This window comes from Ruegeria sp. YTSA075 (genome assembly GCF_059610245.1).
In genome coordinates, this window is the sequence record NZ_JBXWNG010000016.1 from 32,902 (window position 1) to 44,439 (window position 11,538).

The 11,538-nt window shown below is 51.3% G+C and carries 12 protein-coding genes and 1 tRNA gene; 7 read left to right on the forward strand and 6 right to left on the reverse strand.

Annotated features, from left to right (window positions below):
* Positions 1-18 precede the first annotated feature (18 nt).
* Positions 19-1,452, reverse strand: coding sequence for an NAD(P)-dependent oxidoreductase (locus tag AC2FGE_RS19015; protein ID WP_496820862.1), 1,434 nt, complete (start codon positions 1,450-1,452; stop codon positions 19-21).
* Between the two features lie 230 nt (positions 1,453-1,682).
* On the opposite strand from AC2FGE_RS19015, the gene AC2FGE_RS19020 reads away from it, so the two are divergent.
* A complete protein-coding gene (locus AC2FGE_RS19020; RefSeq protein ID WP_496820863.1) occupies positions 1,683-2,486 on the forward strand; it encodes an undecaprenyl-diphosphate phosphatase in 804 nt (267 codons plus the stop codon).
* Here the strand turns inward: AC2FGE_RS19020 and AC2FGE_RS19025 are convergent, their stop codons facing one another.
* Positions 2,487-3,470: a complex I NDUFA9 subunit family protein gene (locus tag AC2FGE_RS19025; RefSeq protein ID WP_496820864.1), complete on the reverse strand. Its 984-nt coding sequence runs from the start codon at positions 3,468-3,470 to the stop codon at positions 2,487-2,489.
* 200 nt (positions 3,471-3,670) lie between these two features.
* Here AC2FGE_RS19025 and AC2FGE_RS19030 point away from each other — a divergent pair.
* A tRNA-Leu gene (locus AC2FGE_RS19030) sits at positions 3,671-3,757 on the forward strand.
* 107 nt (positions 3,758-3,864) lie between these two features.
* Here the strand turns inward: AC2FGE_RS19030 and AC2FGE_RS19035 are convergent.
* Positions 3,865-4,773: an SDH family Clp fold serine proteinase gene (locus AC2FGE_RS19035; protein WP_496820865.1), complete on the reverse strand. Its 909-nt coding sequence runs from the start codon at positions 4,771-4,773 to the stop codon at positions 3,865-3,867.
* The gene (locus AC2FGE_RS19040; protein WP_496820867.1) at positions 4,739-4,936 is read right to left on the reverse strand and encodes a hypothetical protein; all 198 of its coding nucleotides are present in this window, start codon (positions 4,934-4,936) and stop codon (positions 4,739-4,741) included. The genes AC2FGE_RS19035 and AC2FGE_RS19040 overlap by 35 nt, the downstream gene beginning before the upstream one ends.
* A gap of 483 nt (positions 4,937-5,419) precedes the next feature.
* Here AC2FGE_RS19040 and aac(6') point away from each other — a divergent pair, with 483 nt between their 5' ends.
* Positions 5,420-5,866: an aminoglycoside 6'-N-acetyltransferase gene (gene aac(6') / locus AC2FGE_RS19045; RefSeq protein ID WP_496820868.1), complete on the forward strand. Its 447-nt coding sequence runs from the start codon at positions 5,420-5,422 to the stop codon at positions 5,864-5,866.
* A gap of 24 nt (positions 5,867-5,890) precedes the next feature.
* On the opposite strand, the gene AC2FGE_RS19050 is transcribed toward aac(6'), so the two are convergent.
* Positions 5,891-6,283 (reverse strand): P-loop NTPase family protein, encoded by a 393-nt coding sequence (locus AC2FGE_RS19050; RefSeq protein ID WP_496820869.1) that lies wholly within the window; start codon positions 6,281-6,283, stop codon positions 5,891-5,893.
* Between the two features lie 724 nt (positions 6,284-7,007).
* Between AC2FGE_RS19050 and AC2FGE_RS19055 the strand changes: the two genes are divergently transcribed.
* Complete coding sequence (locus AC2FGE_RS19055) at positions 7,008-8,435, forward strand: tyrosine-type recombinase/integrase (protein ID WP_496820870.1); 1,428 nt, start codon at positions 7,008-7,010, stop codon at positions 8,433-8,435.
* 244 nt (positions 8,436-8,679) lie between these two features.
* Positions 8,680-8,865: a hypothetical protein gene (locus tag AC2FGE_RS19060; protein WP_496820871.1), complete on the forward strand. Its 186-nt coding sequence runs from the start codon at positions 8,680-8,682 to the stop codon at positions 8,863-8,865.
* A gap of 340 nt (positions 8,866-9,205) precedes the next feature.
* On the opposite strand, the gene AC2FGE_RS19065 is transcribed toward AC2FGE_RS19060, so the two are convergent.
* Positions 9,206-9,673, reverse strand: coding sequence for a hypothetical protein (locus AC2FGE_RS19065; RefSeq protein ID WP_496820872.1), 468 nt, complete (start codon positions 9,671-9,673; stop codon positions 9,206-9,208).
* Between the two features lie 244 nt (positions 9,674-9,917).
* On the opposite strand from AC2FGE_RS19065, the gene AC2FGE_RS19070 reads away from it, so the two are divergent.
* On the forward strand, positions 9,918-10,811 hold the full coding sequence (locus AC2FGE_RS19070; protein ID WP_496820873.1) for a hypothetical protein: 894 nt from the start codon (positions 9,918-9,920) through the stop codon (positions 10,809-10,811).
* A 96-nt stretch (positions 10,812-10,907) separates the two neighbouring features.
* A complete protein-coding gene (locus AC2FGE_RS19075) occupies positions 10,908-11,360 on the forward strand; it encodes a DUF2799 domain-containing protein (protein WP_496820875.1) in 453 nt (150 codons plus the stop codon).
* Positions 11,361-11,538: the final 178 nt, after the last annotated feature.

Consider the following 11,538-nt stretch of genomic DNA (forward strand, 5'->3'; position numbering starts at 1 on the left):
CCTGTCGCTGGGCGTTGGTTACTCGGCTGCAATAGCGGCCTCGGCATTGAAACGCTCGATAATCGCATCTGCACAGTCGCGCCCATCGCGGATGGCCCAAACGACCAAAGAGGCACCCCGCACGATGTCTCCGATCGCATAGACGCCGTCCATCTCGGTCTCACCAGTCTGGAACGCCGCCTTGACGGTCCCCCAGCGGGTCACGGGCAGGTCGGGCTGGCCAAACAGGGTGGGCAGGTCTTCGGGCTCAAAGCCCAGCGCCTTGATCACTAGGTCGGCGTCTTCGACATAATCCGCACCTTCGATAATCTCAGGCGCTTGACGACCAGACGCATCGGGTTGGCCCAGGCGCATTTTCTGCACCATCACTCCGGTGACCTTGTCATCGCCGGTAAAGCCCTTTGGCGCGCTAAGCCATTCGAAAACAACGCCTTCTTCCTCGGCATTCTGCGTCTCGCGCTGCGAACCGGGCATGTTCGCGCGGTCACGGCGATAGAGACACTTAACCGAGGTTGCACCCTGTCGGATCGAGGTGCGTACGCAATCCATCGCGGTGTCTCCACCACCGATCACAACAACCTTCTTGCCTGCGGCATTCAAGCGGCCATTGTCAAACTCTTCGACCGCGTCACCATAGCTTTTGCGGTTCGAGGCAGTCAGGAAGTCGATGGCCTTTTCGATCCCGCCCAGACCGCTGCTGGGCATGGACAGATCACGCGATTTGTAGACGCCGGTTGCGATGATGACCGCGTCATGTTTGGCACGTATTTCATCAAACCTGGCCGCATCAACGTCACAGTTCAGAACAAACTCGACTCCGCCATCGGCCAACAGCTCATTGCGGCGCTGCACAACATCTTTTTCCAACTTAAAGCCCGGAATTCCGTACATCATCAACCCGCCCGCGCGGTCATAACGGTCATAGACCGTCACCTGAACACCCGCGCGACGCAGCATATCGGCAGCGGCCAAACCACCGGGGCCACCCCCTATGATACCGACGCTTTCACTGCGTTCGGTCCCTGGCACAACGGGCTGAACCCAACCTTTGTCCCAAGCTGTGTCGGTGATGTATTTTTCAATGGCACCGATTGTCACGGTTCCATGGCCTGACTGTTCGATCACGCAATTGCCTTCGCAAAGACGATCTTGCGGACAGATACGGCCGCAGATCTCGGGGAAGGTGTTGGTGGCCTGACTGGTGTGATAGGCCTCTTCCAGACGACCGGTTGCCGTCAAGTTTAGCCAATCCGGAATGTTGTTATGCAACGGACAATGGGATTGGCAATAGGGCACGCCACACTGGCTGCACCGGCTGGCTTGCTCTGCCGCTTTTTCCGCCGCGTATTCCGCGTAGATTTCGGAAAAGTCTTCTTTGCGGTCATCGGCGGCACGCTTTTCGGGCATGGCACGGTCGATCTGCACAAATTTCAGCATCGGTTGCTTGGCCACGGGTCAGACTCCATGAATTGGCTTGGTGGGCATTCTTTACGAGATGTGATTTCAGATGAAAAGTCAAATATACTGACCTAATTTACAAAAAATGCTCACACGAAGATGTTTTGGCGACATTTCGCGTCAATTTTAGTTCCGGTTCGGACCTATCAACCTGCTTTCCTTTTTCCGGACGCCGGAATACCCATGAACCGCGAACACAAAACGGTAGCGGTGCGGCAGGTTAAATGAGTCTCTTTCACTTGATTCTGGTGGCGGTCATTCAGGGACTTACAGAGTTTCTGCCAATATCTTCATCCGGTCACCTGATCCTGCTTCCAAACCTGACAGGGATGCAGGATCAGGGCCAAACTATCGATGTCGCTGTTCATGTCGGCACGCTGGGCGCGGTCGTTTTGTATTTCTGGAGCGATGTGAAAGACGCCATCTTCGGCTTACCACGTGCCCTGTTGGGTCGTACGGATACTCCGCAATCGCGGCTGGCACTTGGGCTTATCATCGCAACGATCCCAACTGTGATTGCTGGGCTGATCCTCTATCTAACGGGACTGACCGAGGCATTGCGTTCTATCGCAGTCATAGGCTGGACCATGCTTTTATTTGGTCTGCTACTTTACTGGATGGATCAGAAGGGAACGCAAACCAAAACAGCAAAGGATTGGGGCCTGCGGGATGCAATAGTCATGGGCCTGTGGCAGGCCGTCGCCCTGATCCCCGGCACTTCGCGTTCGGGTATCACAATCACCGGCGCACGTCAGCTTGGGTATACTCGCGAGGACGGTGCTCGGATTGCTATGCTGATGTCGATCCCGACCATCATCGCCTCGGGGGTTTTGCTGTCGGTAGATGTTGTCCAGCAGGCGGATGCACAGCTTGCAAAAGACGGAGCAATCGCTGCGGCCTTCGCCTTTGTCTCGGCGCTGCTGGCCTTAAGCCTGATGATGCGCCTGTTGCGCAGTGTCAGTTTCACGCCTTACGTAATCTACCGCGTTGTTCTGGGCATCATCCTCCTGGCCATCGCCTACAGCTGATCAGGTCCGCAAATTGTTGGCTGAATTCTGAATGTCGTCATACTGACCCGAGGGACGGAATTTCCAAAGGTACTCAGGCAATACTGACGCGAGCGTTGTTGGCTCGATGCCTAACTCCTTGAAGGACATAGCCCTATCCGAGACTACATTGTCGTGACGCAAGCTCTTGAGCTGGTCGCGGGTCAGGATATTGTTGGGGAATAGCTGAAAGCTGACAAATTTCACAATGTCCAGTACGCTGGCCATGATCTTCGCCACAAAGAAGGGCACACCCAGAATGATCCGATGACGGTGGATCACCCCAAGCATCTGCTGCATCAAAGCGCGGAAGGTTTTCACCTCGGGCCCGCCAAGCTCATAGACACCAGCCGTTGCCTGCCCCAAAACGCCCTTAACCGCAGCCTGAGCCACATCATCCACGTAGACCGGTTGGAACCGCGTCTCTGCGCCGACCAGCGGTAGGAACGGACCCATACGCGCCATGCTGGCAAAGCGGTTAAAGAACTGATCTTCGGTACCAAAGATGATCGATGGCCGCAGAATCACGGCGCCGGGCATATGCTGAAGCACACCAGCTTCGCCCTGCGCTTTGGTGCGGGAGTATTCGCTTTGGGCATCCGCATCTGCCCCAATCGAGGAAAGATGCACCATCCGGGAAATACCCTGCGCGGCAGCCAAGCGTGCGATCCGTTCTGCGCCTTCGGCCTGAACCGCAGGGAATTCGTTCTTGCCCAATTCGTTCAGAACGCCCACGCAGTTCACAACCGCATCCGCACCCTGCATCGCCTGCGCCACTGACGCGTCATCGCGAATGTTGCACAAGACCGGCTCGACCTGACCAACGACACCATAGGGTTTGACGAACATCGCTTCGTTCGGGCGCCGTACTGCAACCCGGACGCGCCACCCCTCACCCGCCATGCGCCGCGCGATGTAGCGACCGACAAAACCTGACCCGCCATAGATCGTGACCAGTTTGGACATGAGAGGCCTCCTGTTGGAAGTGTACGCCATAGACCTAACGCCCACACAGCCTCGGAACAAGGCGCTAAATCGCCACGCAACACCATTGCCTTTTGCCGGACCCAAGGCCCGGATCAGCGGGTTCAAAAAACTTTCAAGAATCTTCCCGAATCCGGTTGACGCCCCCCGTCGCTGGGCTTAAACGCCCCTTCACGACACCTGCCCAGGTGGCGGAATTGGTAGACGCGCTAGCTTCAGGTGCTAGTGTCCGTATGGACGTGGAGGTTCGAGTCCTCTCCTGGGCACCAAATTTCTCATTAAAATTTATTATTATCAATCAGATAACCGTTATCGCTTGATTGTTATCCACCCTGGAAACCACCTTACCCCCACTGAGTGCTGCGCAGTTCAGGTGCTAGGCTTGGGTCTTCGTAAATCCAACGGCTTTGTGGTTTTCGATGATCTTGAAAGCTGCAGTATTGGCAAGAGCGTGCATGTAACAATGATGTACCGATAGCAGAAGGTCTTGAAAGACCTCGTCTGCTTCTACTTCCGAGACAACAATCCCCAATGACTTGCACTCTTCGATGTGAATAGGGCGCTCATGGCGCTTGTTTCGGCCATAATCGCTAAGCGCGTCAACTATAGCTTTCGAGTGTGTCCTTGCATCCTCGTCGCCCTCAAACATGCAATTTCGCAGCTCTCTTTCAACGAACTCCTTTGACCACTTAACCGCATTCTCGCAATCAGAAAGGTAGCTCGGGGAGTACTTCGCGAGAATTGGTGCCCATATATGAGCTTTCAACTGATCTTCTTTGATTTCTTCAAATGCACGGCTAAAGCCTTCAATCACTCCCAATGCAGGGACCCCGTTGATTTGAGGGTCAATCGGTCCGAGATTGGAGTGCTTTGCTAAGAATACTTCTTTACAACATAGTGCAATCATTGTGCCAGCAGACATTGCTACGCCAGGAACTAAAGCGCGGATATCGTTACCGAACATCTTCCTGAGATAATCGACGATACTCTCAGCAGCACCGATGCTACCACCTTGGGAGTGAATAATGAGATCAAGGCCCTTAGTGCGATCAAGTTCATGAATAGCCAACATAAAGCCATTTTTGTCGTCAGCCGTCACTTCTGAGCCCGCGACCCCGCCCTTCGACAAAAACCCAGAATAATATCCAATTACATTTCGACCAGTATGTCGGTGAAGCTCAGCAAGGTATTTCTGTCTTACGGACTTAACTGAGTTTTGTGCAATTGAGCTAAACTCGCTCTGATTTGCGTTAATCTCGTTTTGAATCGTCTGCCAATTCGGCATTCTTTGGTAATCCTGTGTGGTACTCAGTATGACTTGGAGCCATCACAGGATAAGCCACTGAAGCATCATTTTGATACACATGTGCGGCCAAGCCTATAACTTGTGACTTTGGCGCATCATGTTCCCGTAAAAGCTCTTCTAGTTCCTGCGCTAAACCAGTCATTTTCAAACTCCCGTAAACGTACGAATCAAAGTAACATGCTTCGATTCTCGTGTGAATCCCCTAGCAATTCGTTACCTGGGAGACTTCGCCACCACCAAAGGCGGCTCCTTCGGAAACGACCTGATGTCGAACCATTTGAAACACGTGCCATCCGCGTTCCGTTTGTCGCCCATAAGCAGGTGCGCCCCCGTGGTCTTGTGTCGGATCAGCGCCGCTCTGAACGCTCGTAGGTCAAGCAACCACCAGTTTAGGATCGAGTGCCCGTCTGGCCCTGCATGGCCGTAGAACATCCAATCCCCATGACCGTTTACAATCTTGGATAGCTCGGTCTCCGCACCTGTGGGCAGCTTTGCCCGGATGGTGAACTGGTTCGGATATCGGTCGGCGTACCCGTGACGCCTTGACACATGTCGACGATAACTGGTCCGACTTCCGTTCTGACCATGGTTGCGGACTTTTGAGAAACTGGCTTACGTATCAAGAATGCCAATTCGGATCGCTACTCATTCGGACACCCCAGCTTGGGTCGAACTCCGTGCCCAGCTCTGGAAAGAAACCTCGTTAGATCAGCATAGGAACGAGGCTGAAGCGATGCTTGCCAAATCCCCTAGCGAATGCGTTGTATTCTTGGACGTCGTCGAAGGCTTTGGTGTTCGTGCATTCGCAGAGGCATCGTTGCGACATGATTATGTGAATGGGTGCAATACCACGCCTGTTGCTTTCCTTGAGGGTATATTTGTGTGTCCCGAAGACCAAGGGTCCGGCATTGGCAGGCAGTTGCTAAGGGCCGTACAATCGTGGGCCGTCGAACGAGGGGTCTCGGAATTAGCGTCTGACGCGGACCTCGAGAATGTGGCAAGTCATGCGTTTCACCGTGCGTTGGGCTTCGAAGAAACGGACCGAGTGGTCTACTTTCGAAAACCGTTGTAGATTTGGTTTAATAGCAGGGCATCCTCAGCGATGTGGAATACCCAAATTACCAATCGCCAACGCTTCGCTGAGGTTAGCAAGGAATACACCTACTTCTCGTGTTGAGGTGAGGTGGTAAGTGGCCTTATCAGATGGTGAATCTTCATATAGCGCCTGCATTTTCTGGCGTGCTGAGTGGCGGGTTCGCCAGATATAGGACCAGAACTCCAAGCTGAGTTTTTCTGGGCATCCATCGGGAAGATCCGGACGGGTTCGACCATAATAGAGTAAGGTGCGCCGCAAAACGCGCCACGCCCGCAAGCGCAAGGGAATATCAAGCCAGACTAGGGTGTCTGCTCGGTCTAAGCGCTCGGGCCATGTAGCACTATGACCCCCTTCAAATATCCACTGAGGGTCTCTTATGACTTCCAGCGTCATCTTCGACTTTTCCGCCCGGTCTCTCTCATTCCAGCCAGATTTCCAGTGGATGTGGTCCATGTGGACAACTGGCAAAAAGGTCAAAGCCCCTAAACGCCTTGCGAGGGTCGACTTCCCAGCCCCAGGTTGTCCAATAATCATTACGCGCTGCATAACAGCATGGTGATGAATGATCGTCGCGGGCGCAACAGGTGCTTCTATCCGTTTGGAGCCGCGCTTAGTCGGGATTGGAACACCATTCACAATCCAGTTCTCAAGGGCATACAGCTCTGCCCACCAAGCCTAAATCAAAACCTTCAACGAAGCCGAGAGCGACGCGATCCAAACGTTCTGTATCGACCTATTCATGTGGTGTGCCGACCGGCTGAGTCCGGGTTCCAGTCTTAGGATTCAATTTAGTGGCTCCTGTGAACCATTCATTAACCAAGATGGTGGCAATAAGTGCCCATGCTACAAGTTTGGAAAATAGAAGTGCAGCCAATACCAGATGCCAGAGAGGCAGCCAATGGCTGGGCGCTCGCTCATACGGCAAATGAGGCGTTAGCAATTGCCGGTATTCAAGACGCCAAAGTTATTCGAAAGCCGGATCATCTTTGGATCTCTAAGGAGAGGCTGATCTGGGAAAGGTCGACTTAGCTACGTTTTTGAGAGCCGACCACTTTCATAGCTCAAGGTATATAACCGCCGCTCTATGCTCCAGTGACATTTGTTGAGGAGCTGTACAATGACCAAAGCAAAACACGCGCCGTCTTTGTCGTGCATGGAGAACGTCAAGAGCTTACCAGTTCGTGCCAGCCCATATTGGAATATCTTGGAGTACTGCCGTCACATCGGTTTGGCGAAATTGCCGTCAGGAAGTTGCAATTGGTTGGCACGAATTCGCCGTAAAGACGGAAGGTACAGCCAAATAAAAATCGGCAAAGTTTCTTCATTCCACGAAGACGGCATAGACTATGCACAGGCATTGGTTTTTGCAAACGAATGGTTCAATCAAGCTGACATACGCAACATTGCTTCGAACCCATACCCAATTGGAGTGAACACGAAGCTTATCTATAAGAAATCAAACAACAAATTCACAGTGGGTGATGCAATGCGAGGATTTGTTGAATGGAAACGTATCGCTGCCGCAAAAACCTATTTTGAAACAACTCTCTCCATAATCAACCATCACATTATCCCGAGGTTAGGTGATTTGCCTGTAGAGGAGCTTAGCCAACCCGCTTTCACTCAATTCTGTCTCGATATCCTTGAGACAACGCCTAAAAGGGGAAAAGGTGCCAAAGTCAGAAAAACTAGCATTGAGTCTTTGGATCACGAGCAGCTCAGAAAACAAAAGAAGACGCTCAACACGGTAATCGGGCTGCTGCGAGCAGGAATTGAGATGGCTTGGGAGAACGGCGATATTGAGAACGAGCGTGCTTGGCGAAAGCTGCGACGCGTGCCTCATGCAGACACGCCGCGACAGTTGTTTTTGACGAGGGCGCAAGCCAAGCGTTTGATTGCGTCCTGCCGTCCTGACCTTGCACTATTAGTGCAAGCGGCATTGTACACTGGTTGTCGGGTATCGGAACTTGCAATCCTGAAGGCTCGGGACGTTGGCGGTCATGTTTTTGGTATATACGTTGCGCCTTTGAAGAGTTATCGCGGACGCTATGTGATCCTGCCAGATGAGGGTATGTCATTTTTTTTGGACCAGGTTGACGGCTTGGACGATGAGGATCTGGTATTTCGAATGGAGTCTGGCAAACCCTGGACTGGATGTCACAAGTACTTGTTCAAGGTTGCGGTACGTCGCGCGAGACTGCCAGAACAGTTTGTGTTTCATGGCCTCAGGCACACCTATGCAAGTCAGTTGGTACAAGCAGGTACTCCCCTCACGGTAGTCGCCAAACAGCTGGGTCACAGCAATACTGACACCGTCAGCAGAACCTACGGTCATCTGTGCAGTGATTCAATTGAGACCGAAGTAGGTCGGAGGTTCGCGCCACTGCAAACCCCGCGCGACGACGCGCGTCTCCAGTTACTGCGAGGATCACTTCAAAACAAAGGAGAACCATCTTGGTCCTGGCCCACTAAGAACCGAAGTAAGGCTGCAGGAGAGTTGGTTGAATTGCTCAAAGCAAAGCACGACGAGTCGCAGAAGCGATAATCCACAGTCTTTACGCCTCGGAAGTGCTCGATGAAACCACAGAAGACGCATCATCGCTGCTCATCTCATTGCGTGCGAATTGGAAACAAAGCTCTGTACTAGTCTTAAGGGTTTAAAAGTATTGGCACATTTTGTGCCTCGAAGCTCGTTTTCGCATACAGCAGTGCTAGGAATTGGAACAATTTACCATTCCTTAAGAGAATCGTTTCAATTTGGGCGAAACTATGTGGATGGGAGCAATCGAATGGACAGAGAGTTCTTGGAACGCGCTGCTGAAATTGAGCTAAGGCTTGAAGCCGAACACATGTTTCTGACTGCCGAGGCCATACGACAGGTCGTCAACGCGTATGTTGCGGATCACACACACCTAAAAATGAATACGATTGGCCCGAAAACTGCAGAAACCAAAACAGGTTTAACTATGCGTTAACTAGTCTCGCTCGATTGTGTTCTAAACAATAAATGAGAGGCATGATGAGCAATAATCACTGGTTCGTAGACGCAATCTTCGAATTGAAGAAATGCGCGGAAGAGGAAGGTTCAAAAAACACACTATGCGGCTTGAGAACTGCTTTTGAGATATTTTTGGAAGAAGCCTCACTAACGGATGACGACAGGGCTTTCGTTCAGCGATTGATAGATGAAAACACAGAACTCACCCGTGAGGTGAGTTTCTCGAACTAGATTTGAGCTCCGTTTGAGCCGTGTCTTTTTGTGCAATGGCACAATTTGAGTTTAAGGACGTGCTGCTTGAGTAGCCGTCCCCTAATCTATGCTACTTCGCCCAGAAAGTGAGGCGGGTTCTGGCAGCAAATCTGCATGCGACAATGACTTTGAGCAAAGAAATCGTGAAGCCTCTCCAATATTTTGGTGACGACCGCAAGGACACCAGACCATCTCTGCGAAAGAAGTTGGAAGTGGTCAGTCGGCGGTGTGGAAGAAAACTCTTCAATCAACTGCCCGATGATACTAAGTCTTTGCTCTTCTCCTAGAAATTGTAGAGATTCGTCTGAGTCCAGAGAAATCGCAATTTCTTCTGCAACCCATACCGAACTCGCGATCAACTGCCTTAAGTCATACGGCGTGGCGACCAGCTCAATTAGAACACCCATTGCAACAACATCGAATAAGTTGGGTGCTGGAGTAACTCTGCCAAACGCAAAAGTTAATCGCGTTCCAAAAAACGGGCGAAGGACAAGCCAGGAATTTTGGACCTGATCAAGGGGTTTTCCAAGCACCAAAGCTACATCCTGAAATGCAAAAGGGGTCGTCGTCGTGCAAAACAATTCTCAATCCTAATTCTTCCCACAACCCCAGATTGAACGATAGAATCATAACAGTGGCTTAACATACCGAACTTTCTGGAAGCGACGTAATTAGACGGCACCGCTCGGAAAGTCATGAATGTTAGGTCCACGTTAATTCCTCCTGGCTAGAGATTCGGAAGACTTTCCGATTTTCAACAGTTCTGGAGTGTTTTTAATGAAAGCTGTATCTTTTGCATTCGTTGCAATTTTGCTCTTTACCAGCGCTTCAGCAGATCCAGTAAAGTCCAGTTTCTTTACAAACGATTTCATTGGAGATGGTCACGACCGATGGAGGTCCGCTAGTTACACACTTTTCCAAGGTTTCGAAGGTGAAAAGACAAACGGAATCCCACACGACATTCGGGCGAGAGCAGAGATCATTTCCCCCTGGGGCGCGAGAGACCAGCCAAATAATAGCGACCGACCCTACGTGGGATTGTTGGGGTTTGGGATATTCGCCAATGATAGTTATGGCGCACTGCAATACAACGCGGGCCTCGAAGTGCTCCTTACTGGAGATCAAACGAACATCGCCGATTTTCAGCAGGGCTTTCATGAACTAACAGGGATTGCCGGTTACCTACCTGAAGATATGCCCCATGAACATGTGGGCGATAGCGTCACAGGTATGATCGCAGCCGAACTCGCAAGACCTTACAAAATATCTGACAGCTTTTCTGTTAGGCCGTTTGTAGGAGTTCAGGCCGGATACGAAACCTTCGGGCGAATTGGTGTCGACCTTCTTGTTGACGGTTATGCTAACGCCCAACGCTACGTTCGTGACCCAGTTTCCGGTTTCTTGCAGCCATCTTCTCCTGAGCGGGCGTCGAGGATGGACGACATGTCGTTTCTTTTGGGGATCGACTACACGTACATCACACACAGCGATTTCTTCCCGGATTGGTCAGATGTCGAAATGACCAACTCGCGCATTCGGGCGCGGGCAGGAGTTCAAGTGGCGATAGGCAAGGTCTCAACATTTGTCGGGCTTACCTATCTTAGCAAAGAATTCGCTTCACAGGTCGAAAGTCAAACAATAGGAGTTCTATCTCTCGAATTTCCTTTCTGAATTTCCACCTTAGGATTTTGTTAAGCGCCGTTTCTTATTCTCCTGAAAACATCGCGCCTTATGTGCGCCAACCTCTTCAAAAAAGGGACGAGAGCGATGGTCAAGCTTATGATGAACGGTGAGCAGATTGGTTTTTTGAGCAAACAATGGATGAAGTCAAAGTTGTATGTTGGCTCTATGGTGTTGGTTCTCTGTGCCAGTGGTCCGGCATCAGCGAGTGATAGGTTCGATGGATTTTTTTCGAATTGGTTCTCGCCTGAATCTTGTATTGGTAAGATAGATTGGTTCGAGGTCGGGATGTCCGACGGAAAAATAGGAATAGAGCCGAGCTATTTCCGCGTCTACGAACAGCTTTGTGCACGCCGATCAAAAACGCCTGATAGGGAAGCGTATTTCGCTGCTTACCGTCAGGGTGTACGGTCCTATTGTAAGCCCGAGAATATCTATCAGCTCGCTCGTAGCGGTGCTGTTGCTACCGGCGCGTGCGAGGACACGGCCGCTATTCGCAGGGCCGTTCAAGATGGGTTTGCAAACCTTCTTGAGCAGTGATGGAATAAAGCGCTAGGAAGTACTATTCTTTTGACGTGAGGCACTAAATAAATCTTTACCAGTTTGCGGAATACTCGAACCAAACCAAGACTTCCCCCGGACTAGGCTCCAGACTCATTAAATTACAGCCAGAACAGGACGGTAGCTGCGAGTGCGATTGCGGATAGGAAGACCTTCG